We start from the raw sequence: 23,105 nt of genomic DNA, 5'->3' as shown, positions 1-23,105 counted from the left end.
TTTTCGACGGCACATCCATGTGCCGGCGAAAAACGACGCGCATCCTGCGCGTCGCCCTTCGGGTATTCGCCCGCCGTGGCTGCCGCGCCGAGGGGACCCCGATAAATCAACAGCAACAGCAGGAGCAACAGCAACGCCGGCCGCATGCTGACGTCCGCCACGACATCGCATCACCCACTGCAAACCGAGCACTCATTCCCGCACATCGCGCTGCGCCCAAGGACGATGGCAGCAAAAGCTGCAGACACAAAAAACCCGGCCGAGGCCGGGCTTTTCGTAGGTGCGTGGTACGCCGGACTCAGCGGCCGCCGCGCCACTCCGGGACCGGCATCGCGTCCACCGGCACCGTCGGGTTGGTCTCTTCCTCGCGCAAGTAGGCCGGCAGATCGTCGTCCTGACGCTTGTGCCCGCGCATGTCGCTCTCGATCTGATAGTTGCGGCGCTGCAGCCACGCATCGCGGGTCAGCTGGTACTCGTCCGGTGCCTGGTCGCGCAGGCTGTCCAACGACAGCAACTGCGCGCGCGTGTCGACCAACTGCAGGCCCTGCAGGCCGACGCGTACCCGGTCTTCCTCGATCTGCTGCAGCGGCGACAGCGGCGCGTCGCCGACCAGGCCGAAGGTATCGCGCACCGTGCGCGGACCGAACAGCGGCAGTTCCAGGTAGCGCGAGCGGCGCCAGCCCCACACGCCCAGGGTCTGGCCGAAGTCCTCGCTGCGTCGCGGCAGGTTGGCGTCGGTGGCCGGGTCGAAGATGCCGCCGATGCCCAGCGTGCTGTTGATCAGGAACCGGCTTAGGGTCTGCCCCGCCTGCAGCGGACGGCCCTGCAGCAGCTGGTTGACCATGGTCAGCGGCGAGCTGAGGTTGTCGAAGAAGTTGGTCACGCCCAGCCGTACCGGCCGTGGCACCACGTTGACGTAGGCACGCGCCAGCGGCCGCGCCACGGCGCGGTCGACCACGTTGTTGAAGGCATGCACCTTGCGGTTGTACTTCTCCCACGGGTCGTAGCTCGGCGGCGCCTGCACGCCCGCCGGCAAGGTCGGATCGGCCACCGGGTTGTACGGATCGCTGCCGTACAGCGCGGCGTAGTCGTCTTCGGCCGAGGTCGGTGCGCCGTTGGCGCCCGCCGTGCCGTTGGCGCTCGCCGGAGGCGTGGCCACCGTCGCGCTGGACGACGCCGGCGTGGCGCTGGCGTCCATGCCGGTCGTGCTGTCGGTGGACGCCGCCATGGCGTTCGCATCGGCGGTGGGGGCGCTGTCGCTGGCGGCGAGCGCGGTCTGCGCCGTCGGCGGCGGAGGCGGAGGCGGAGGCGGGGTGCGCTTGGGCGCACCGGCGCAGGCGCCAAGCGCGGCGACCAGGGTCAGGGAGGTGAGGATACGCAGCACGTTCATGTGTCAGCTCGCCGCAGGGGGAGAGTGGAAGTCCAGGGTCGAGGCCAGCCGGTAGGCGGCGCTCAGGTCGGTCAGGCCGGCCGGGGCGCCATGGATGGCGACCTCGGCCTGGCCCTGGGTGCGCAGGCGCGCGGCGAGTTCGGCGAGCAGTGCCAGGCCGGCACTGTCCACCCGCGACACCGCCTGCAGGTCCAGCGCGCGTGCGCCCGGCAGCGCGCGCAGCGCCGCCGGCCACAACGCGGTGGCCGCGGCGCGGTCGAGCACGCCGCTCAGCGCGAGCGTGTCGCCGTCGCGGCGCACCTGCGGCGCGTCACTTGCCACTGTTGCTCGCCGGTGCCGCCTGCAGCGTGCCGTTGCGCAGCTCGGCCGCGACCTCGGCGATCGACTTGTTGCGCAGCGGGGTGTCGAACTGGTTGCGGAAGGTCTGCACGTAGGACACGCCTTCGACCATCACGTCGAAGATCTTCCAGCCCGCGCCGGTGTTGCGCAGCAGGTAGTCCACCGGCACCGGGTCGCCGCCGCTGCGCAGCAGCTCGGTGGAGACCTTGACGCCGCGGCCGCCCGGCAGCGGGGTTTCCGACTTCACGCGCACCTGCGGCTTGCCTTCGAAGGTCAGCAGCGAGGTGCCGTAGCGCTGCATCAGGTTGTCGGCCATCGCGTCGCCGAACAGCTTGACGTCGCCGTCGGAGGCGCCGCGGCCGTGCACGCCCAGCACCAGGCGGGCGGCGTAGTCGCGGTCGAAGGACTTGTTCATCTCGCTGTCGATGAACTGGCGCAGCGCGGAAGGGTTGCTCTTGAACTCGCTGCGGCGCTGTTCCAGCGTGGTCAGGATGCGCGTGCTGTTCTCCAGCACCACCTTGCTGGCCGAACCGGCCTGGGCGGCGGCGGCGGCCGGCGCGGCCTGGGCCAGGGCGGCGGAGGGCGCGGCCACGGCCAGCGCGGCGGCGAGAGCGGCGGAAAGCAGTTTGATCGTCATGGCTTGGGTTCCGTTGCGGGCGTGGTGGGGTCGGCCGAGGGTGCGGCAGCGGGCGTTGCGTTCTTGTCGCCGCCGGCGCTGCCGCCGCCGAACATGTACTTGCCGACCAGCTGGATCAGGTCCACCGCCGGCTGGGTGAAGGCGATTTCCTGGCCGGGCTTGAGCGTGTCGGGGTCGCCGCCGGGCTGCAGGCCGACGTAGCTCTCGCCCAGCAGGCCGCTGGTCAGGATCGCCGCCGAGGTGTCGGCCGGCAGGTCCTTGTACTTGTCGTCGATGGACAGGGTGACCACCGAGTCGAACTTGGTCGGGTCCAGGTCGATCTTGGCGACCTGGCCGATGATGACGCCGCCGATCTTCACCGGCGCCTGCGCGCGCAGCTGGCCGATCTGCGAGAAGCGCGCGACCAGGTCGTAGCGGTGGCCGCCGAAGCCCCACTGGCGGTTGGTGGAAGCCAGCGCCAGCACCAGCAGCGAGGCCAGGCCCAGCAGCAGGAAGGCGCCGACGGCGAACTCGAGACGGGGACCACGGAGAGCCATAACGTGTCTACCTTGTTGATTCAGCGTGGCCGCGGCGCCAGTGCCGCGACCGGGATGTTGCCGCGGGGCCTGCCGTCGCCGGCCGGCTCCGCGTTGGCGCCGCTCAGCGGAACAGCAGCGCCGACATGACGAAGTTGAACATCAGCACCAGCAGCGAGGCGTTGACCACGGCGCGGGTGGTGGCCACCGAGGTGCCCTCGATGGTCGGCTCGGCGTGGAAGCCGACATAGGCCGCGACCAGCGCCGCCGTGCCGCCGAACACCGCCGACTTCAGCATCGCCACGCCGAAGTCGTCCCAGAAATCCACGCTGCTCGACAGCGCCGACCAGAACGTGCCGCGGTCCAGGCCGAGTGCCGCCACCGCCTCGAAGTAGCTGGCGCTGATCGCCAGCGAGCAGAAGATGCCGGTCAGCAGCGGCACGGTCAGCACCGCCGCCCAAAAGCGCGGCGCCACTGCCTTGGCCACCGGGTCGATCGCCATCAGCTCCAGCGCCTTGATCTGGTCGGTGGCGCGCATCAGGCCCAGCTCGGCGGCGATGGAGCTGCCGGCGCGGCCGATGAACAGCAGCGCGGTCAGCACCGGCGCCAGCTCGCGGTACAGCGACAGGCCGAGCAGGGTCGACAACGCATCGGAGGCGCCGTAGGTCTGCAGCGTGCGGTAGCCCTGCAGGGTGAGCACCAGCCCGACGAAGGCGCCGCCCACCGCGATGATCGGCAGCGAGCGCGCGCCGACCTTGTAGATCTCGCGGATCAGCTCGGCCAGCAGGTCGCGGGTCGGCAGCGAACCACGCAGCACGGTCAGGAAGAACAGCCCGGCGCGGCCCAGGGAACGGATCGGGGCAACGATGGCCATCAGGCGGCGCTCCGCGCGCGCTGCGGCGCATCGAACGGGATCGGGCCGTCGGGACGGCCGTGCAGGAACTGCTGCAGCAGCGGGTCGCTGCTGGCCTGCAGGTCCTGCGGGGTGCCGGCGAAGACCACGCCGCCGTTGGCGATGGCCACGGCCTGGTCGCAGATCGGCAGGGTCTCGTGGACGTGGTGGCTGACGATGATGCTGGTCAGGCCCAGGGTGTGGTTGAGGCGCTGGATCAGGCTCATGATCACGCCGGAGGCGATCGGGTCCAGGCCGGTCAGGGGTTCGTCGTAGATCATCAGCGGCGGATCCAGGGCCAGGGCCCGCGCCAGCGCCACGCGCCGCGCCATGCCGCCGGACAGCTCGCGCGGCCAGGCATCGGCGGCGGCCAGCAGGCCCACCGCATGCAGCTTCAGCGCCACCAGCCGCTGCAGCACCGGCTCGGGCAGGCGGGTGTGGGCGCGCAACGGCAGCGCCACGTTCTCGGCCACGCTGAGGTCGGTGAGCAGGCCATTGCCCTGCAGCAGCACACCGATGCTCTTGCGCGTCTCGCGCAGCGCGCGGCTGCCGCGCGGCAACGGCTTGCCGAACACCTCGAGCGTGCCCGCCGCTGGCACCAGCTCGCCGGTCAACGCCGCCAGCAGCGTGGACTTGCCGCTGCCGGACGGGCCCAGCACGGCGGTGATGCTGCCGCGCGGCACGCTCAGCGAGACGTCGCGCAGAATCGCGCGACCGCCGCGGTCGATGCGCACACCCGACAACTGCACCAGATTGGATTCGGAAGACGCCATTGCGGCCTTTAACGAAAATACAACATAGGATCGATCCGTTCGGCTGAACTTAACCGAACTGGCCCGTCCAGTATTGTGGCACTGCTCACGCCCCTGTGCGCGCCCGGCGCATATGCCCGTCTACGCAACAGCGTGTCGCGTTTGGGCGGCCTGTCCGTCACGCCATGCGAGGCGGGCCGGCGCGGGTGGGACGCATCCGGCACAATGCCCGGCACATGCCTGCCCCGTCCGCGCCCGATTTCCGGCTGTATCCGTCCAACGCGCTGGATACCCTGGCCGCCCTGCTCGCCGAAGAACTGCGCCGGCCGCCGCCGGAGCAGCCCTTGCTGGCGCCGGAGGTGGTGCTGATCCCGCAGGTGGCGATGCGGCGCTGGCTGCAGTCGACCCTGGCCGCGGTGCACGGGGTGGCGGCGAACCTGGAGTTCCTCACCCCCGGCGAATTCGTCGCGCGCGCGCTGGAGCGCAATCTCGGCGCGGCGGCCGACGATCTGGACATGGCGACCATGCACTGGCGCCTGTATGCCGCGCTGCAGGGCGACCTGGGCACCGATGCGGCGCTGGCGCCGCTGGCCGGCTATCTGGCCGATGGCGACGCGCTCAAGCCGTGGAGCCTGGCCGGCGAGTTGAGCAACGTGTTCGAGAAGTACCAGGCCTGGCGCCGCGACTGGCTGCTGCGCTGGGAAGGCGGCGCCGACCCGGACGATCCGCAGGCGCGGCTGTGGCGGCGCATCGCCAGTGGCCGCGCCTACCGCGCGCGGCGCATCGGCCAGTACCTGGACCGCTACGCGCGGCCGGACGGGCCGCTGCCGCAGGGCCTGCCGCGGCGGCTGTTCGCCTTCGCCGTGCTCAATATCTCCCCGGACGTGCTGCGCGTGCTGGCCACGCAGGCGCGCGCCGGCACGCTGCACTTCTACCTGCCGACCCCGGCCCAGGGCTACTGGGGCGATCTGCAGACGCTGTGGCAGCGCCGCCGCGAGGGCGGGGCGGTGGAGCTGTTCGCCGAGCAGGTGCAGGAGAATCCGCTGCTGCAGGCCTGGGGCGCGGCCGGGCGCGACTTCATGGCGCTGATCGGCGACTACGAGGTGGTGCATCCGCTGGCCGAGATCGCGGTCTATGCCGATCCGCTGGAATCGGGCCGGCGCGCGCTGGCCGACGGTGGCCTCGGCGACAGCCTGCTGCGGCGCATGCAGAGCGACCTGTTCCATCGCCGCGCGCCGGCCCGGCCGGCGCCGCTGGTCGCGGTGGATCCGCACGATCCCAGCCTGCAGGTGCACGCCTGCCACACCCGCCTGCGCGAACTGCAGGTGCTGCACGACCAGCTGCGCGCGCTGCTGGACGATCCGCGCTTCGAGCCGCCGCTGCAGCCGCGCGAGATCGCGGTGCTGTCGCCGGACATCGACCCTTACGTGCCGTACCTGGATGCGGTGTTCGGCAGCCATGGCGGCGACGACCCCTTGCCCTATGCGCTGGCCGACGCCAGCCCGCTGGCCAGCGAGCCGCTGGCCGAGGTGTTCCTGGCGCTGCTCGGCCTGCCGATCGCGCGGTTCGGCCTGCACGAGATCCTGGACCTGCTCGCCAGTGCGCCGATCGCCGAGGCCGCCGGCCTGGACGAGGCCGGGCTGGAACGCCTGCGCGGCTGGCTGCACGCCGCCGGCGCGCGCTGGGGCCTGGACGCGGCGCACCGGCAGCGTCACCAGGCGCCGGCCGACGACGCCTACACCTGGCGCTTCGCCCTGGACCGGCTGCTGCTCGGCCACGCCAGCGGCGCCGAGGACGACATCGACGGCGTGGCGCCGTGGCCGCAGCTGGAAGGCAGCGCGCTGGCCGCGCTGGACACGCTGCTGCGTCTGTTGCGCGTGCTCGACCGCCACCAGGCCGCGCTGGCCGAGCCGATGCCGCCGGCGCAGTGGCGCGAAGTGCTGCTGGGGCTGCTCGAGGCCTTGTTGCCGCAGAGCCCGTCGGCGCCGCGCCAGCAGCGCGCGCTGGAACGGTTGCGCGCGCTGATCGACCAGTTCGCGCGCGACGCCGCCCGCGCCGACTACGCCGACGCGGTGCCGGCCGAGGTGGTGCGCGCGCACTTCGCCGCGGTGCTGGGCGAATCGGACACGCGCGCGCCGCTGCTCACCGGCGGCATCAGCTTCGGCCGCATGGTGCCGATGCGGCTGCTGCCGTTCCGGGTCATCTGCCTGCTGGGCATGAACGACGGCGATTTCCCGCGCCGCGATCCGGCCGCCGGGCTCAACCGCCTCACCGCCGAACTGGGCACCACGCGCCGCCGCCACGGCGACCGCTCCACCCGCGAGGACGACCGCTTCCTGTTCCTGCAGCTGTTCGCCTCGGCGCAGGAAGTGTTCTACCTGAGCTACCTGGGCGCCGATGCGCGCGACGGCAGCGTGCGCGAACCCTCGCCGCTGGTCGGCGAACTGCTGGCCTGCGCCGCGCAGTACCACGCCGACCCGGCCGCGGCCGCGGCGCTGGTGGTACGGCATCCGCTGCAGCCGTTTGCCGCCGCCGCGTTCGGCGCCACCGGTGCCGAGGATGCCGACCCGCGCCGTTTCAGCTACCGCCGGCAGTGGCGGCCGGCGGTGGACAGCCTGGTCGGCCAGCGCCAGCCGCTGGCGCCGTGGATCGACGCGCTGCCGGCCGCGGCCGACGACGCGCCGCCGGCGCAGTTGTCCATCGACGACCTGCGCCGGTTGCTGGTCGATCCGGCCGGGCAGTTCCTGCGCCAGCGCCTGGGCCTGCGCCTGCCCGATCCGGCACAGGCCGACAGCGACCTGGAACCGCTGCTGGCAGCCAGCCGCGGGCTCGACCAGTACGGCCTGCAGCAGCAGGTGTTCGAGGCGGTGCTGCGCGAGGACACCGACGCCCTGTACGAGCGCCTGCGCGCCCGCGCGCTGCTGCCGTCCGGGCCGCTGGGCCGGCGCCAGCTCGACGAGCGCGTGCGCCAGTTGCGCCCCTACGCCGAGGCGTTCCGGCAGTGGCGCGGAGGCGACGCCGCACCGCTGGCGCCGCGCCTGCAGGTGGACCTCGACGGCACCGCGCTGCATGGCCGCCTTCCCGGCTGGTACGCGCCCGGCGTGGCGCGGGTGCAGGTCGGCGCCTTGAGCGGGCGCAGCGCGATCCGCCATGGCCTGGAATGGCTGCTGCTGCGCGCCGCTGGCGAAGCGGTGCCCTACGTGCGTTTCTTCGATCACGACGACGGCCTCGGTCCGCATCCGATGGACCGCGAACCGCTGCCCACTGCCCAGGCGCAGCAGGCATTGGGCGAGCTACTGCAGCTGTATCGGCATGGCCGGCAGGCGCCGCTGGCGTTCGCGCCGTACAGCAGCTGGAAGTACTACCAGGCCGCGCGCGCCGGCGATCTGGACAAGGCGATCAAGGACGCCGCCGCGCAATGGCAGGCCGGCTTCGGCTGGAGCGAGGCGGACAGCCCGGAACTGCGCCTGGTCAGCCGTGGCCGCGACCCGTTCGCCGACGCGCAGCGCTTCGCCGACTTCGCCGCCACCAGCCAGCGCGTGTTCGGCCTGCTCGAACAGGGCGACGCCGGCCCTGCGCTCGATCCCGAACGGCTGAGCGAAAGCTGGCAGCGCTGGCGCGGCACGCAGGAAGACGCCGAGTGAGCGCCATGCCCGACCGCGACCCCTACCTGCAGCTCCCGCTGCACGGCGTGCGCCTGATCGAGGCCAGCGCCGGCACCGGCAAGACCTTCACCCTGGCCACCCTGTTCACCCGACTGGTGGTCGAGCGCGGCCTGCGCCTGGGCCAGATCCTCGCCGTCACCTTCACCGAAGCCGCCACCCAGGAACTGCGCCGGCGCATCCGCGAGCGCCTGGCGCTCGCGGCCAGCCTGGTGCCCGACACCGACCTGGGTCTTGTAGGAGCGGCTTTAGCCGCGACCGACCCCTCGCATCCAACACCGCAACAAGACCCACCCGACGTCGCCCTCACCCGCGCCATCCTCGCCGCGCACCTGGCCACCAACACCGAAACCCCGGCCGCCCTGCGCCGCCGCCTGCAGCAGGCCGCCGAGGACATCGACCTCGCCGCGATCTTCACCATCCACGGCTTCTGCGCGCGCGTGCTGCGCGAGCACGCGCTGGAAAGCGGCCAGGCCTTCGCCGCGCCGCAGTTGCTCACCGACGACCGCGAACTGCTGCGCGATGTCGCCGCCGACCTGTGGCGGCAACGCGCCGCCGATGCGGCGATGGCCGAGGATCTGGTGGCGCTGTGGCCGGGTGGACCGGACGGCATGGCCATCGATCTGCGCGAACTGGTGCGGCATCCGACCCTGCTGCCGGCCGCGCCGGCCTTCGCCGCCGAAGAAGGCGATGTGCTGCAGCACGCCGCGCAGCGCGCTGGCGTGGCGCTGGCCGAGGCGTTCCGCGCGCACGGCACGGCCTGTTTCGAGGCGATCGCCGCGGCGATCGAGGCCGGCGTGCTGAGCAAGGTCAGCTACAAGCCCGACTGGCTGACCGCGCTGTGGCACTGGCTGGACGCGTTCGCCGCGGCGCCGGCGGCGGACGTGCCGCCGCATCCGAAGCTGGTCAAGCTCACCGCCGCCGAACTGGCCGCCGGCACCAACAAGAAGCACGCCGAGCGCACCCCGGCCTCGCCGCTGGGTCATGCCATCGACGGCTACCTGGCTGCGTTGGCGCAGCTGGCGCAGTGGCGTACGCAACGTCGCATCTGTCTCTTGCACGCGCTGCGCGCCGACGCCGCGGAACGGCTGGCCTATCTCAAACGCCAGCGCCGCGTGCAGACCTACGACGATCTGGTCGAGGGCGTGGCCCGCGCGCTGGAAGGCCCGCACGGCGATGCACTGGCGCAGCGGCTACGCGCGCAGTATGCGGTCGCCCTGGTCGACGAATTCCAGGACACCGACGACCGCCAGTGGACGATCTTCCGCAAGGTGTTCGCCCCGGAGACGGCCGGCCCCGCTGCAGCGCAGGGCGATGCGATCGCGCCATCGCTGCTCGCGCCGGACGACACGCCGCCGCTGCTGGCGCTGATCGGCGATCCCAAGCAGGCCATCTACGGCTTCCGCGGCGGCGACGTGCGCACCTACCTGGCCGCCGCTGCGGACGCCGAACGCGCGCCGCCGCTGGCGCACAACTTCCGCTCGCGCCCGGCGCTTCTGGCGGCGATCGACGCGCTGTACGCGCAGGCCGGCTACGCCGACGCCTTCCTCACCGACGGCATCGCCTTCCACCCGGTGCAGCCGGGCAGCAAGCGCGCCGATGCCGACCTGCAACGCGGCGGCGTGCCGGCCCCGGCGCTGACCGTGTGGCGCGCGCCGGAACCGCCACCGCCGGCCGCCGCCAAGCCGGGCAAGCCCAAGCCATGGAGCGCCGGCCGCGCCCGCGAGCTGTGCACCGCCGCCTGTGTGGCGGCCATCCGCGGCTGGCTGGCCGAGGCCCGCGACGGCAGCGCCAGCTTGCTCGGCCGTCCCGTACAGGCCGGCGACATCGCCGTGCTGGTGCGCAGCCACGGCGAGGCCACGCGCATCCAGCAGGCGCTGGCCGCCGCCGGCATTCCCGCCGTCGCCGCCGGGCGGCGCAGCCTGTTCGCCACCGACGAGGCACTGGAACTGCTGGCGCTGCTGCAGGCACTGCTCGACCCCGGCGACGACGGCCGCCTGCGCGCGGCGCTGGCCACCGTGCTGATCGGCGAGGACGCCGCGGCCATCGCCGCGCTCGACCACGACGGCGAGCGTCATCGCCGCTGGCAGCAACAGGCGCTGGACTGGCGCGAGCGCTGGCAGCGCGGCGGCCCGCTGGCGCTGATCGGCGACCTCGGCGCCGCGCACGGGCAGCGCCTGCTGGCGCTGGTCGACGGCGAGCGCCGCCTCACCAACTACCTGCAGCTGGCCGAACTGCTGCAGGAAGCCGACACCCGCGCGCTCGGTCCGCATGGCCTGGTCGACTGGCTGGCGCGGCGTATCGCCAATGCCGACGACAGCGACGAAGCGCAGCAGCTGCGCCTGGAGTCGGACGCGCGCCGCGTGCAGATCGTCACCCTGCACAAGAGCAAGGGCCTGGAGTATCCGCTGGTGTTCCTGCCGTACGCCGGCATCGGCCGCAGCGAGCGCAGCCCCGGGCGCCACTGCGTGGTGCCGGCGCCGCAGGGCGGGCGCCAGTTGCAGTGGAACACCGGCCGCAGCGGCGGCGAATCCGACCCGGCCTGGGACACCGCCGAAGCCGCGTGGAAACAGGAACAGCGCGCCGAGGACGCGCGTCTGCTCTACGTCGGCCTGACCCGTGCCGAACACGCGCTGTGGATCGCCACCGGCGCCTTCCCGCAGCACGAGCGCACTGCGCTGGCACCGATGCTGCGCGACCTCGACGCTTTGCAGGCCGCCGCCGGCCCAGGCGCCATCGCCCTCGACACCACGCCGCCGCCGGCGCAGCTGCCGCGGCTGCCGCCCGAGCCGGCGCCGCCGGTGCCGCCGGCCCGCGTGCCGCAGCGGCGCGTGCTGCCGGAGTGGTGGGTGTACAGCTTCACCCAGTTGGCCAATGCCGACGCCGGTAGCGACCCGATGGCCAGCGCCACCGTGCCCAGCAGCGGCGGCAGCGACGAACCCGCCGCCAGCGAGCCGGTCAGCGCCGCGGTGGAGGTGGACATGGTCGACCGCCGCTTCGTCGGCAACCGCTTCGGCGTGGCCATGCACGACGTGTTCGAGCGTTGCGACTTCGCCGCCTGGCGCGGCTGGCGGCCGGGCCAGCCGGCGCCGGCCGGGCAGGTCCCCGCCATCGTCGAAGCGCTGCAGCGTGGCGGCTATGCCGAGGACGAACTGGAAGACGGCACCGCCATGCTCACCGCCCTGGTCGGCAACACCCTCACCGTGGCGCTGCCCGAAGGCACCTGCCTGGCCGCGGTGCCGGAAGCGCAGCGACGCAACGAAATGGAATTCCACTTCGCCATGCGCCCGACCCGGGTCGATGCGCTGCTGGCGCTGCTGCACCGCTTCGGCGTGGCCGGCGAGCGCCAGGCGTTCGGCGCGCGGCAGCGCCTGGAGGGGCTGATGACCGGCCTGATCGACCTCACCTACCAGCACGACGGCCGCTGGTACGTGCTCGACTACAAGTCCAACCGCCTGCCGGCCTACGATCCCGACGCACTGGCGCGGGCGATGGCGCACAGCGAATACACCCTGCAGGCGCTGATCTACACCGTGGCGCTGCACCGCTGGCTGCGCTTCCGCCTAGGCGAAGGCTACGACTACGCGCGCGAATTCGGCGGCGTGCGCTACCTGTTCTGCCGCGGCCTCGATGCCGCACGCGACCCGTCGCCGGGCATGCACGCCTGGCGTTTCGACCCGGACCTGATCGAAGGCGTCGACGCCCTGTTCGCCGGCGCCCCGCTCGAGCCCCTCTCCCCCCGGCGACCGCAGGAAGTCCCCGTGGGAGAGAGGGGTTGGGGTGAGGGTCCGCCCGCCCACGGAGCCCCCCCGTGAGCCAACCCACCCACCTACTGGCCGTCGTGTACCGCACCGGCACCCTGCGCCCGCTCAAGCCCCTCTCCTCCCGGGAGAGGGGTTGGGGTGAGGGTCCGTCCGCCCACGGAGTCCACACCCCGTGAGTCAACCCAACCATCTCCTCGCCGCCCTCTACCGCCACGGCACCCTGCGCACGCTGGACCACGCCTTCGCGCACAGCCTGGCCCGCCTCGACCCGGACACCCCCGACCTGGTCCTCGCCGGCGCCGCCCTGGCCTCGCTGGCAGTCGCCAGCGGCCACGCCGGCCTGGACCCGGCACGCGCCAGCCTCCTGCTCGACAGCCGCGACGGCGCCGCCCCCACGCTACCTACCGCGGACGACTGGAGCCGCGCCCTGGCCGCCTCGCGCTGGGTCGCGCAACCCGTCGCCGAGGACGCCGCCAGCGCCGACTGCCCGCTGGTGCTGGAACACGGCCTGCTCTACCTGCGCCGCTACCGCGAGTACGAGCGACGCCTGGCCCTGGGCCTGCGCCGCTTGGCAACGCAGCCGCTGCCACACAGCGACCTGTCGGCCCTCGTACCCCTGTTCGCCCAGCTCTTCCCTCTCCCCCCGGGAGAGGGTGCCCGCAGGGCGGGTGAGGGTACGACCACTGGCGATCTCCAATCAGCGGGCGATCCCCACCCCGACCGCCAAGCCCAGGCCGCCGCGCTCGCGCTGCGCCGCGCCCTGCTGCTGATCACCGGCGGCCCCGGCACCGGCAAGACCACCACCATCGCCCGCCTGCTGCTGCTGTGTATCGCCCAGGCCCGTGCCACCGGCCTGCCGCCGCCGCGTATCGCGCTGGCCGCGCCCACCGGCCGCGCCGCCGAACGCATGGCCGAGAGCCTGCGCGCCGCGGTGGCGCGCGCACTCGCCGACGGCGTCGACCCGGCCCTGGCCGAAGCACTGCCGGCCGGCGCCAGCACCCTGCATCGCCTGCTCGGCGTCATTCCCGACCTGCCGCGCTTCCGCCACGACGCCGACAACCCGCTGCCGTTCGACCTGATCGTGATCGACGAAGCCTCCATGGTCGACCTGCCGCTGATGTGCAAGCTGGTCGAAGCCGTGGCCGACGGCGCGCAATTGATCCTGCTCGGCGATGCCGACCAGTTGCCTTCGGTGGAAGCCGGCGACGTGCTCGCCGCGATCCTGCAGGCGGCCGGCCCCGGCGACGCGCTGCAGGCCGACGACGCGCAGGCGCTGCAGCCGCTGCTCGGCGACAGCGCGGTCGCGCACGACCATGGCGGCCTGGTCGGGCACCGGGTGCACCTGCTGCGCGGCTACCGTCAGGCCCAGGACTTCGCCCTGGCGCCGCTGGCCGACGCGGTGCGCAGCGGCGATGCCGACGGCACGCTGCGCCTGCTGCGCGACGGCCAGCTCGCCGGCGTGCAGTTCCACGACGGCGTCGATGATCCGCTCGCCGCCGGCGGCGATGCCTTGCTCGCGCACTGGCGCGCCCTTGGCGACGCCGACGATCCGGCGCAGGCTCTGCGCGCCGCAGCCCGCCTGCGCCTGCTTACCGCCGTGCGCGCCGGCCCGCAGGGCGCGCGCGGGCTCAACGCACGTATCGAGCAATTGCTGGCCGAGACCGCCAGCGGCGCGCGCCGTCTCGGCGCTGCCGCGCCCTGGTTCCACGGCCGCCTGCTGCTGATCACCGAGAACAGCTACCGCCACGGCCTGTTCAACGGCGACGTCGGCATCTGCCTGCGCGACGCGCAGGGCACCCTGGTCGCCTGGTTCGACGGCGCCGGCGACGGCCAGGTCCGCGGCTTCCACCCGGCCGCGCTGCCCGCGCACGAGAGCGCCTTCGCCATGACCGTACACAAGGCCCAGGGCAGCGAATTCGACGAAGTCTGGCTGCAGCTGCCGACCCGCGACGCCCGCGTGCTCAGCCGCGAACTGGTCTACACCGGCATCACCCGCGCCCGCCGCGCGCTGCACATCGCCGCCAGCGAACCGGTGCTGCGCGCCGCGCTGGCGCGGCATGCGGCGCGGATCTCGGGGTTGGCGTGGCGGTTGGGAGGGGTGGAGCGGCCGAGCATTGTCGATGCGGCCGCGGTGCCGCCGCCTGCCCCGATCTCGACGCCCCCCACGCAGGGCACGTTGTTCTGATGTCCGATGCACTAGCGGCGTTGGCTGCCCTAGGGTGCGTCGGGCAGCAGCGCCGGCAGCGATCCGTGCGTGTCGCATGCGCCGGCTGGCGGCATCACCGTATGGCCCTGATGCTCGAGAACGCGTCGGCACAACGCCACGAAATCCGACACCGACAAGTCGTGCTTCGCGTCGTTGGTGCGCCAGGCGCAGATCTGGAAGGTGGCCTGCGTTGCAGAGGCAGAGACATGGTCGATGGTCGGCAGCAGCGCGAAGCCGAGTTTGTAAGCGTGCCGACCGTCCTGCGATTCGGCATTCGTGTAGGTGCTGATCAGCGACCAGTCCAACGCTTCGCCGGTGTAGTAGTCCTTGCCCTCGCTCGCCAGGACCGCGAGGTGGATGGCTTCTTTGTAAGTGGCGCGCGTACAGGTGTGGCCACGCAAACGGTCGCGTCGCATGTGTGCGATCGCCTTGCGGTCCAGCCAGCGCTCGTAGGCCGCCTCGGTGACGCAACCGACGAGAAAAGGCGGCAGCAAGTGCTTGCGTGGCATCTCAGCGCTCCGGATCGATGACGGCGCCCATCGCGGCGATTTCGGCATTGCGCACGCCGCAGCGCCGGGCTTCCGACGGCCAGCCGCGCACGGCGGTTCGCACCTGTTCGATGATCTCGCCGGCCTGTGCTTTGCTCAGGCGGTAGTACGCGCACGTATCGAGCAGCAGCCGCGTATCCGGCGTGGGATCGTCCAGGCCGACGCCCAGCACGTGCGCATCCTTGTCCGGATTGGGGTTCACGTCGAAGGCGGGGGAGAGCCGCCAACCGTCGGCGGTGCGCAGGAACCCGTGATTGCGCAGATGGTCGTCGCGATTGCCGATCAGCACGTTGAACACGACCCGGCGGAACAACTGGCGCAGATCGTCGGCGATCGCCGCCACCGCCCCATGGTTCTCGATGGCGTGCGCGATCTCCGCATAGCTGCTGTGCTCGCTGTCGTCCACGTCCAGCAGCGTGAAGGCCGAGGCGTAGGCGCGGCGGTGCGCGCCGTTCCTGTCGAAACGTTGCACCGCAAAGGTGGTGCCCAGCTCCGACAGCGGTAGCGCACGCGCTGCGGGCATGACGATGCCCGCAGCCAGCGACAGCCGATAGGTCACGTATTCCCAGAGGCCCACGTCGTGGCGATCGTCGTTGGAGGGAAACTTGGCCAGCCACAGCGTCCCGTCGGTATCGCGCACGCTGGCCTTGGGCCTGGCGCCGCCCAGCGACGCGCCTGGCGCGACCAGTTGCCTGATCCAGGTGACGTCATGGTCGCTGTCGTCGGTGTCGCCGCGCTCCACGCGCACCGCGATGGCCTCCAGCGTCCGCAGCTCCGTCATGGGCGGCGCACTCAAGACATGGTCGTCCAGATAGCGGCCCTCGGGAGTGCGCAGATGCAATGCGCCCATGCGGGACGCGTCGTTGACCCCAAGCAGGTAGTCCCAGGGCCGCAGTGCACGCACCCTACGATGTTGCTCGCGGGCGTCGATGACCTCGCGCCGATCCATCAGACGCTTGCCCCAACGATCGGGCGAGCAGTCGAGGAAGGCGCCGGTCAGCGCGCTGGCACCGGCGCGGGCGATCAGCGCGCCGCGATGCAGCGGTAATTGCGGGTCCAGTGCAAAAGCGCGGTTCGGCGCGGCCCGGCTCAACCAACTGTCCGCGTACTGAAAATGCAGGGTGTCGCCGGTCCGGCTGGGCCGGCGGATGAGGTGCCCGACCAGCGCGGGATCGCCAAGGTCGGCGTCGTCCAGCCAGACCTCGACCTGGGCGAGGTCCTGCACCGCGTCGTCCGCTCCGTTCACGGCGGACTCCCGCGTCGGGCACCAGGGCGGCGCAACTGGCTGTCCTGCAACTGACGACCCACGTCGTCGTCGCGGGCCAGCAACTCGATGTCCTTGTCCAGGCCCAACGCGGTCAGCACCCGCAGCACGGTCGAAAGACTGGTGGCCGGATCGCCGCGCTCCAGCTTGCCGACGGTCGGCACGCTGACGCCGACCCGCTCCGCCAACTCGGCCTGGGTCATTTGCCGGCGCATGCGCGCCGCGCGCAGGCGCTCGCCCAGGCCGCGGATCTGGCGCTGGGCACGCGGCATCGTCGGAGGAGTTCGCTTGGCCATGGCAAATTAAATTACATTTCCCAGGCCAAAATGCAAATTTAATTTCTATTCCGGGGGCTTGCTCAGGGAATTGCGGTCGCATCGGGCTGCAACGCCGCCGCGCGGTCCTGAGTCGAGAGGGGTGTGCGCTCACGCCAGAGCGCACACGCCCTGCACCGTTATTTGGCCGGAACGCGCTGGTACTCGTCGCTGCCGGTGTTGAGGTGCCCATCGGCCTCGTCGATGGCGAAGTTCACCGTCTCGCCGTCGTTGGTGACCTGCAGCACGCCGTCCTTGTAGATGGCCGGGTAGCTCTCGGTCTTGGGCTTGCGGCTGAAGAAGCGCGGGGTGGTGTTGCGCACCATGAACGACTCCCCGTTGCGCACGATGTCCATCGTGTCGTCCTTCGACTCCACGTTGACCCAGTGCCCGACGAACTTCTCGCCCTCCACCCTGGCGCAGCCGCTCATCAACATCGCCGCGGCCAGTGCCGCCCCCATCCACTTCGTCATGTCCCCGCCTCCGGTGTTGGAATCGTGGCGAGGATGCGGTGGGCTGGATGTATGGGAGGTCAAGATTCCGGGGAAGGACGGAGCCGCAGAAATCCGGTCGGCGGGCTGGAGCGCCCGCAGCGCTCAGGAGGAGGGTGCGGCCTGCGCTGATGCGGTGTTGCCCATCGCCATTCCACGCATTGGGCCTTGCCCCCATGAGCTTCCGTATGCCCTGGCACTGACACTATGCAGGTGATAGCTTGTACAGAATCCTGTAATCAACAGTGGAAGGAGCCGGTCATTGGCTTTTCCGTCAACGACGTGTGCCTTTCACTCTGGCGCGCGCCAATCTTTCCGAGCTGGCCGACCAGGCGAAGGCCGGCGCCGAGAAGATCATCACCAAGAATGGCGAAAGCTACGTCGCCCTGATCGACGCCGACCGGCTGGACTACTACCACCGGCTCGAGCGCGAGCGCATCCACCTGCTGTTGCTCGACGATGCGAAGCGCGGCTTGGCAGACATCGCCGCAGGCCGAACGGTCGATGCCGATGCCGCCATCGGCCAACTGCAGCAGCGGCGCGCGGCGATCAAGATCCCTGACGGGGTTAGCCCAGGCAAGCGCGGGGCCAAGAAGCGGGGTTGACCGTTGCATCGCGTCTAACTGACGGCGGACTTCCTTTCGTGCCTCGATGCGATCGAAGCGTTCCCGCTGGACGCCGATGCCGCCACGGCCTTTGATGACCAGCTGGCGGCCGTGATCCCGAACCTGCGGCGTTTCCCACGCATCGGCCGGCCTTACCTGGACACCCCACCGAAATCGGCCGAGGCGCTGGCGCAACTGGCCGCAATGCCGGCGGGAGCGCCGGATGCGTTGCGCATCTGCCTGCACGGCGATTACGTGATGCTGTACACGGCGGTGGAGGCATCCGCCACCGTGTTCTACTCTCCATCCGCCACTATCGACAGCTTTCGTTTGATTTCGCTGGACTGTGGAGCCATGGGCAGGGGCAAATGTGCACTTCGACTCCTGGTCTCTTGTTTCCGGACTCTCATTCTGTCAATCAGTTTCTATCCATCACAGTGGAAGATGGAAGCCACAATAGCCAATAACTATCTTTTCATCTATCCACTCGAAGTGAACTCTTATGGTTTGATTCTCGTTGTCAGCCACGCCTACCTTCAAGTGGCTAAACATATATATATCTTTATCGTTGTATCTGAATTTTCTCTTTTCTTTCAATGATGACTTTGTAACACTATCAGACTCTGTTGCAGAAAACTCGTTTGGCGTGAATGTTTTCCTCGCTTCGCTATCACCTTTTCCCGATTTTAAAATATCAGCATATTCGTTGACTAGCCGAAGTAGCATGTCAAGCAATCTACCGCCATGTTGGAAATGAGGCACTTTATCAGCACTGTCGTAAGCGCTGTCGAGAATTTCACAGTTTTTCGAGTGGCTAGCTGAAATTAGTTCAAGGCATTCCCTGGGGGAAGGTTTTGAACTGTTTCGAAGCAATGTTAGACATGTTGCCATGCTTGGATTATGGAAAATCTCTTCCGTCCTGGAGTTTGATCTTAGTGATTCATTGATATACCTCAAATTTCGATTCTCATCGCGAGAAAAATTAAGTTCATCTTCTAGCTGCATAATTTTATAAGATGTATCGTCAAAATTTTCTTGTAATTGATCTCTTTCCTGTTCCGAATGTTCAAGGAGTTGTCGCCAAAGATCTTCCAACTCCTGCCTATTATTAACGGTTTGTTCACCATCTGCCAGGGCGGCCTTTGCTGCACTCATCCTTTGGTAGAGTGATTTTGACACTACATTTTCGGGACGAAGCATGCGCCGCAATTTAGGTACATTGGTTCGATGAGTGACCGCTGCGATTATTTCTGCATGGATATCATCGACATCTGTTGAGATCCTTGCCACGGAAAAAGTGTTGTCCGCTCCCATTGTGCCAATGATGCAAGGTTCGCCTCTTTTCGAGGAGAAGCGTCGCCCTAAAGTGACTTGCAGGTCATAGTGATCGTAGTCTTTTTGAGCGACCACTACTTGTGCTAAACCGAACAAGGACTCCTGCAAGCTCTCAGGTGAAATCAAGTAGTTCCCATTTAGCATGGGAGTTAACAGTACTAGTGGGAAGTCCCGATCTGCTCTTTCTATCTCGGCAACAAGCGCGATATATTGAAGCCTGTCCGCGGCTACACTTTTTATTGAGGTTCCAATTGCGCCTTTGAAACTCAACCCTTTTTCATCATCGACATTCTTCTTTATATAGGTAATCACACGGGGTCGGCTCGCTACAACCGGAACCCTAATAAGGGTACTCATGTCATCTACAGCTAGAGAGCAGTAAAACCTTGCATTTTGGCTATCCCCCTCTAATGCTAGATCAACAACCCATTGTCTTCCTTTGACGTCACGATCACGGTGTTTAATTCTCCATGCATACGAACTCAACTCTGCGTCGGTGCATGAGTAGCAACGAAGTCTTGCGTTAAGTGCTCCTCCACGATACTCCCCGCCATTACGACAAATATCCTCGATGTCAAAATCAGCCTGCATAAGTGATTTAAACCAACCATGGATCGCTCGAAGGCATGCGTGAAGTGCTTCTGCGCCCTCGATAGACAACTTATTTGCATATACTTGCATTTTATTATCCTTTCAACTAGTAGATTTCAATTTTTCAATGCCTATATAATTATCAATGCCTGCTGACTATTGTCTCCTCGCTTTAAGGTGAATGAGTTAAAGGGGTTTTGCCTGGTTGGTTCGCTAAAATAGAGCGGTTGCATCCTATGGAAATTTATTTAATTGACATGCCGTATTGTTCACCAATACAAACGTATTTTCGATGCAGAGCCTTGAAGATGCCAATAGAGCGCCGCCAAAATGGCGCCACTTTGATTATCTCAAGCACCTAATTGCCAACGACCAATTCGATCAAGTCTTGCTGCGCAAACCTTTCTGCATGTTCGTATAGCGGCCACACAAACAATCTTCACTGCATCGGCCTGGTGATGCGCCAGCAACCCATACATCCCGCGCACGACGCTGACGCCGACCTGCTGCGGCTTTCACTGTTTGCATTGCACCAGCGTGCGGCGGCCTTCCTTGCGTAGGATCAGGCCGATACCGCCGTCGGCGCCGCCGAGGCCGGTTTCTTCCACGGCGTAGCCCTGGCGGCGAAAGGCTTCGCCGACCAGGAGTTCGAATTGGCGCCAGCCGCCAGTGGCCACGCTTTCCAGGGTGGTGCGGGTGTCCAGCAGGCGGCGGCGGTGCCGCGCCTTGAGGAATGAGGCGAGCGCTGCCAGCCAGCAGAGCAGCAGCAGGATCCACGCCATCGGAGCGAATGCGCCTTCCGCTTGCTGGGCGATGGCCTGCGACAACGCACCGTCGTGGCGGGAGAACCACCAGGGGATGCCGTCGCGCACGGCGAGGAAGCCGGCGATGCCGGCCATGATTCCCATTGGCCACGGCAACGCCGCCAGCGTGTCGAATCCTGACTTTCCCCGTTTGCGTCCCATGCGACCCCCGTCCCTGGATCGACCATAGTCCTGTGCGCGGGAGATGTCTGTACTGTTAACTGTGTCGTCTACAAATCGAGACGCACTCCGCTATATCGGTAGGAGAGTCGGTCTCCTGACCCGTCCTGGGTCGCCGGCGTTGATCCGCCAGGCGACGCGTGCCGCAGTCCTTGCTGACATGCCCGCCCACCGCTCGTCGCCGCCTTCCATGTAGTCAAGACTTGCGTGCTAGCGTCTCGCTGCCGAGGGTCCGGCGCAGCGCGGGGCAGTAGATGAGCATCGAGCCGACGAGCCATCAAATCGCGCCACCGCGTACCGCCCCGGCCATGCGCCTCGCTTGGTGGCTGCTCTGGCTCGCCCTGGCCCTGCTCGCCGCCGAGTTTGTACATTCGGTGTATCTGAAATATGCATCGCTGCAGTCGCCGGCCTATGCGATGTTCATGACCCGCCGCGGGTGGCTGTGGTGCCATCTCGGTGGCGGGGCGGTCGGCTTGTTGCTGGGGGCGCTGCAGTTCGCGACGCAGCGGTGGCGGCGCTGGCCGCAACTGCATCGTTGGGTGGGGCGGGTGTACTTCGCGGGGATGGTGGTGGCGATGATCGGAGTGGTGGGGCTGATCGCGACTTCGCCGGCGCCGCCTTCGATCCGGGTGGCATTCGCGGCCACGGCGCTGGCGTGGCTGGTCACCGGGTCGGTCGGGCTGGTGGCGATCTGGCGCGGGCAGGTGCTGCGGCACCAGCGCTGGATGGTGCGGGCCTATCTGGCGACTCTGGCGCCGGTGGTGTTTCGCTTGGCGTTGCCGTCGGCGATCGGCCTGGGCCTGACGCCTTCGCCGGGCTTGATCGCGCTGCTGCTGTGGGCCAGTTGGGTGGTGCCGTTGTCGGTGTATGGCGTGGGTCGCGCGGTTGCCGATGCGCGGGGTCGACGAAAGCTGATGTCGATGGTGCCGCGTGGAGCCGGTCTCGGCGCGGGATGATGCCCAGGTGCCCGGGGACGTGGGCCGGCCTGTGATGACCGCTGCCGGCAGCCACGCCGATCTGCCGTCATTCCTAACCTGAGTCGGGTGCGCCAGCGCTCGCGCACGCGCTATCGCGCAGCTCCGCACAACGCGCGGCCAACGCCGTCGTCAGCCTCGGCATGAGGGTCGTGCCGCACTCGCACCGCACAAAAAACACTGCCACGCCTGCGCCCAGGCGTGGCAGCCAGCGGGACGGACGATCGCAGGCGCCGGGGGAGGGAATGCGCCTGCGTTGTCGTCCGCCGCGACCTCAGCGAAGCTTGTCGAACAGTTGCTGGCGCACGGCCACGGCGCAGGCGTCTTCGGTCAGCAGGTGCTCCACCGCGCTGTTGTCGCTGGGCTTGCCGGTGCCCAGGTCGAGTACGGTCGCCTGGTTGCTGCCGCGCGCCTTGAACGCGGCGATGGCGGTGGTGGCGTTCTTCAGCGGGACGGTGGCGTCGTTGTCCGAGCCGCACAGCAGGGTCGGGGTGCGCGGCGCCCAGTCGAGCAGGTCGTTGCGCTCCAGGTCGCGCAGGAACGGGTCGTTGGCGTTGCTGGCGAAGTCCTTGTAGAAGCCGGGCTGGAAGTACTGGCGGATCTTGTCCACGCCGGGCAGGGTGTCGCCGAGCACCAGGTCGGTCAGGCTCTGGTTGCCGGGGAACAGCTTCTCCACCTGCTTGGCCCACGGATCCTGGAACACCTGCGACGGGTCGAGGTAGAGGTTCTTGTAGGTGTGCTGCATGCCGACGATGGCGTAACTGGCCAGGACGATGCCGAAGGTGTTCTCGCCCACGGCGTTGCGGCCGCTCCAGCTGTCGCGGAAGGTCTGGCTGAGCGCATACGGGCCGGAGATCGGCGCGCTGGCGACCAGGTTGAACTCGTGGGGCAGGTGCGCCTCGATCTCGCGCTGGGTGGCCATGGCGGCATGCCCGCCCTGCGAGAAGCCGGTCAGCATGACCTTGCCCGACAGCGGCGTGTTGAGCCGCTGCAGCACCTGGCGCGCGGCGCGCATCGCATCGATGGTGGCACTGGCCTCGGATGCGGCGTGCAGGTAGGGGTGGAACGCATAGGTGGACTGGCCGATGCCGAGGTAGTCGCTGCTCACCACCACGTAGCCCTGGGTGGCGAGGTGGGTGACCATGGTGTCGTCGCCCTTGTCGTCGCGGATTTCCTTGGCCTGCTCGGCGCGGCGCTGCGACTCGGTGCCCTGGCTGTAGCTCACCAGCGGGAACGGGCCGGGGCACTGGCTGCCGCCCGGCACCAGCAGCGCCGCCGAGGCGGTGGTGGGTTCGCCATCGACGCCGATGGTGGCGTAGGTGAACTCGGCCACGCGCACGTCGCACTTGGCCTGGTCGGTGGACTGGGCGTTTGTCAGCAGCGTGCCGATCGCCTGGCGGGTGTAGCTGGTCAGGACGTTGCTCTTGAGCACGGTGCCGCGCGCCGGCGCCGCCGTGGCGGCCAGGGGGAGCAACGCGCCTACGACGCCGATGAGGGAAAGTGCGCGCAGCGCCAGCCGATTCCGCTGTGTGGCCATGGAAACATCCTCGTGTTGAATCCCGGTCGTCGCCCGGGGGGTGGGGGAGGGCGCAGACGCTACTATGTCGTCCGCATTATTTTCGCGACACGCGGAGATAATATTTATCTGCGGTATTGATTCGCATCGCACGCGACGGCATTACGCGACACATCGCGCTGGAAAAACCCGCGGCTCATCGATACTACGGCGTGCGCTACGCCACAGTGGCGACAAGGAAAGGATGAAACATCCGCATGGTTTCGAAGGAATCCAGCCGAATTCGACTGTTTCGGCTGGATGAACGCACGTTGCGATCGTTTGTCT

General features: G+C 68.6%; 17 protein-coding genes and 1 pseudogene. 5 read left to right on the top strand and 13 right to left on the bottom strand.

The features are described 5' to 3' along the window. Positions 1-298: 298 nt before the first annotated feature. The 6 genes from GGR66_RS20980 to GGR66_RS20955 all read right to left on the bottom strand — a co-directional run bounded on the left by GGR66_RS20980 (position 299) and on the right by GGR66_RS20955 (position 4,546). Positions 299-1,390, bottom strand: a complete 1,092-nt coding sequence (locus GGR66_RS20980; protein ID WP_184450469.1) for a VacJ family lipoprotein — start codon at positions 1,388-1,390, stop codon at positions 299-301. A 3-nt stretch (positions 1,391-1,393) separates the two neighbouring features. Further along, positions 1,394-1,711 carry an STAS domain-containing protein gene (locus tag GGR66_RS20975; protein WP_160968543.1) on the bottom strand — a complete coding sequence of 106 codons (318 nt, stop codon included), beginning with the start codon at positions 1,709-1,711 and terminating at the stop codon, positions 1,394-1,396. Next, complete coding sequence (locus GGR66_RS20970) at positions 1,701-2,366, bottom strand: ABC transporter substrate-binding protein (RefSeq protein ID WP_160968541.1); 666 nt, start codon at positions 2,364-2,366, stop codon at positions 1,701-1,703. The genes GGR66_RS20975 and GGR66_RS20970 overlap by 11 nt, the downstream gene beginning before the upstream one ends. After that, on the bottom strand, positions 2,363-2,902 hold the full coding sequence (gene mlaD / locus GGR66_RS20965; protein WP_017909944.1) for an outer membrane lipid asymmetry maintenance protein MlaD: 540 nt from the start codon (positions 2,900-2,902) through the stop codon (positions 2,363-2,365). The genes GGR66_RS20970 and mlaD overlap by 4 nt, the downstream gene beginning before the upstream one ends. Positions 2,903-3,005: 103 nt before the next feature. Then, positions 3,006-3,755, bottom strand: coding sequence for an MlaE family lipid ABC transporter permease subunit (locus GGR66_RS20960; RefSeq protein WP_017909945.1), 750 nt, complete (start codon positions 3,753-3,755; stop codon positions 3,006-3,008). Next, positions 3,755-4,546: an ATP-binding cassette domain-containing protein gene (locus GGR66_RS20955; protein ID WP_184450466.1), complete on the bottom strand. Its 792-nt coding sequence runs from the start codon at positions 4,544-4,546 to the stop codon at positions 3,755-3,757. The genes GGR66_RS20960 and GGR66_RS20955 overlap by 1 nt, the downstream gene beginning before the upstream one ends. Positions 4,547-4,761: 215 nt before the next feature. On the opposite strand from GGR66_RS20955, the gene recC reads away from it, so the two are divergent. The 3 genes from recC to recD all read left to right on the top strand — a co-directional run bounded on the left by recC (position 4,762) and on the right by recD (position 14,136). Then, positions 4,762-8,169 carry an exodeoxyribonuclease V subunit gamma gene (recC, locus tag GGR66_RS20950; RefSeq protein ID WP_184450464.1) on the top strand — a complete coding sequence of 1,136 codons (3,408 nt, stop codon included), beginning with the start codon at positions 4,762-4,764 and terminating at the stop codon, positions 8,167-8,169. 5 nt (positions 8,170-8,174) lie between these two features. Next, complete coding sequence (gene recB, locus GGR66_RS20945; RefSeq protein ID WP_184450475.1) at positions 8,175-12,002, top strand: exodeoxyribonuclease V subunit beta; 3,828 nt, start codon at positions 8,175-8,177, stop codon at positions 12,000-12,002. A gap of 121 nt (positions 12,003-12,123) precedes the next feature. Beyond that, the gene (gene recD / locus GGR66_RS20940; protein ID WP_184450462.1) at positions 12,124-14,136 is read left to right on the top strand and encodes an exodeoxyribonuclease V subunit alpha; all 2,013 of its coding nucleotides are present in this window, start codon (positions 12,124-12,126) and stop codon (positions 14,134-14,136) included. A gap of 29 nt (positions 14,137-14,165) precedes the next feature. Here recD and GGR66_RS20935 read toward each other — a convergent pair whose 3' ends face one another. The 4 genes from GGR66_RS20935 to GGR66_RS20920 all read right to left on the bottom strand — a co-directional run bounded on the left by GGR66_RS20935 (position 14,166) and on the right by GGR66_RS20920 (position 16,756). Beyond that, positions 14,166-14,666 (bottom strand): hypothetical protein, encoded by a 501-nt coding sequence (locus GGR66_RS20935; protein ID WP_221236545.1) that lies wholly within the window; start codon positions 14,664-14,666, stop codon positions 14,166-14,168. A gap of 1 nt (position 14,667) precedes the next feature. Continuing rightward, a complete protein-coding gene (locus tag GGR66_RS21400) occupies positions 14,668-15,930 on the bottom strand; it encodes a HipA domain-containing protein (protein ID WP_184450460.1) in 1,263 nt (420 codons plus the stop codon). A gap of 17 nt (positions 15,931-15,947) precedes the next feature. Continuing rightward, a complete protein-coding gene (locus GGR66_RS20925; RefSeq protein ID WP_184450458.1) occupies positions 15,948-16,241 on the bottom strand; it encodes a helix-turn-helix transcriptional regulator in 294 nt (97 codons plus the stop codon). Between the two features lie 182 nt (positions 16,242-16,423). Then, positions 16,424-16,756 carry a hypothetical protein gene (locus GGR66_RS20920; RefSeq protein ID WP_184450456.1) on the bottom strand — a complete coding sequence of 111 codons (333 nt, stop codon included), beginning with the start codon at positions 16,754-16,756 and terminating at the stop codon, positions 16,424-16,426. A gap of 263 nt (positions 16,757-17,019) precedes the next feature. Between GGR66_RS20920 and GGR66_RS20915 the strand changes: the two genes are divergently transcribed. After that, positions 17,020-17,379, top strand: a complete 360-nt coding sequence (locus tag GGR66_RS20915; protein WP_326521092.1) for a type II toxin-antitoxin system Phd/YefM family antitoxin — start codon at positions 17,020-17,022, stop codon at positions 17,377-17,379. A 432-nt stretch (positions 17,380-17,811) separates the two neighbouring features. Here GGR66_RS20915 and GGR66_RS20910 read toward each other — a convergent pair whose 3' ends face one another. Both GGR66_RS20910 and GGR66_RS20905 read right to left on the bottom strand, forming a co-directional pair. After that, on the bottom strand, positions 17,812-19,395 hold the full coding sequence (locus tag GGR66_RS20910) for a hypothetical protein (protein WP_184450454.1): 1,584 nt from the start codon (positions 19,393-19,395) through the stop codon (positions 17,812-17,814). A gap of 271 nt (positions 19,396-19,666) precedes the next feature. Beyond that, a pseudogene (locus GGR66_RS20905) lies at positions 19,667-20,270 on the bottom strand (restriction endonuclease); the annotation flags it as partial. Positions 20,271-20,596: 326 nt separating this feature from the next. On the opposite strand from GGR66_RS20905, the gene GGR66_RS20900 reads away from it, so the two are divergent. Continuing rightward, positions 20,597-21,244 carry a DUF2306 domain-containing protein gene (locus GGR66_RS20900; protein ID WP_184450473.1) on the top strand — a complete coding sequence of 216 codons (648 nt, stop codon included), beginning with the start codon at positions 20,597-20,599 and terminating at the stop codon, positions 21,242-21,244. A 292-nt stretch (positions 21,245-21,536) separates the two neighbouring features. Here GGR66_RS20900 and GGR66_RS20895 read toward each other — a convergent pair whose 3' ends face one another. Next, positions 21,537-22,799 (bottom strand): lipase family protein, encoded by a 1,263-nt coding sequence (locus GGR66_RS20895; protein WP_184450453.1) that lies wholly within the window; start codon positions 22,797-22,799, stop codon positions 21,537-21,539. Positions 22,800-23,105: the final 306 nt, after the last annotated feature.

Origin of the sequence: Xanthomonas sp. 3498 (genome assembly GCF_014199795.1) — a bacterium.
GTDB classification, from domain to species: Bacteria; Pseudomonadota; Gammaproteobacteria; order Xanthomonadales; family Xanthomonadaceae; genus Xanthomonas_A; species Xanthomonas_A rydalmerensis.
The sequence above is the reverse complement of the archived record's forward strand: the minus strand, read 5'-3'. Positions and strand labels throughout refer to the sequence as shown.

Bases quoted from the DNA above. Each gene is read 5' to 3' on its own strand.
- GGR66_RS20910 (WP_184450454.1), bottom strand. From the start codon at position 19,395: ATGCAAGTATATGCAAATAAGTTGTCTATCGAGGGCGCAGAAGCACTT.
- GGR66_RS20920 (WP_184450456.1), bottom strand. From the start codon at position 16,756: ATGACGAAGTGGATGGGGGCGGCACTGGCCGCGGCGATGTTGATGAGC.
- GGR66_RS20925 (WP_184450458.1), bottom strand. From the start codon at position 16,241: ATGCCGCGTGCCCAGCGCCAGATCCGCGGCCTGGGCGAGCGCCTGCGC.
- recC (WP_184450464.1), top strand. From the start codon at position 4,762: ATGCCTGCCCCGTCCGCGCCCGATTTCCGGCTGTATCCGTCCAACGCG.
- recB (WP_184450475.1), top strand. From the start codon at position 8,175: ATGCCCGACCGCGACCCCTACCTGCAGCTCCCGCTGCACGGCGTGCGC.
- mlaD (WP_017909944.1), bottom strand. From the start codon at position 2,902: ATGGCTCTCCGTGGTCCCCGTCTCGAGTTCGCCGTCGGCGCCTTCCTG.
- GGR66_RS20955 (WP_184450466.1), bottom strand. From the start codon at position 4,546: ATGGCGTCTTCCGAATCCAATCTGGTGCAGTTGTCGGGTGTGCGCATC.
- GGR66_RS20960 (WP_017909945.1), bottom strand. From the start codon at position 3,755: ATGGCCATCGTTGCCCCGATCCGTTCCCTGGGCCGCGCCGGGCTGTTC.
- GGR66_RS20970 (WP_160968541.1), bottom strand. From the start codon at position 2,366: ATGACGATCAAACTGCTTTCCGCCGCTCTCGCCGCCGCGCTGGCCGTG.
- GGR66_RS20900 (WP_184450473.1), top strand. From the start codon at position 20,597: ATGCGCCTCGCTTGGTGGCTGCTCTGGCTCGCCCTGGCCCTGCTCGCC.
- GGR66_RS20895 (WP_184450453.1), bottom strand. From the start codon at position 22,799: ATGGCCACACAGCGGAATCGGCTGGCGCTGCGCGCACTTTCCCTCATC.
- GGR66_RS20980 (WP_184450469.1), bottom strand. From the start codon at position 1,390: ATGAACGTGCTGCGTATCCTCACCTCCCTGACCCTGGTCGCCGCGCTT.
- GGR66_RS20935 (WP_221236545.1), bottom strand. From the start codon at position 14,666: ATGCCACGCAAGCACTTGCTGCCGCCTTTTCTCGTCGGTTGCGTCACC.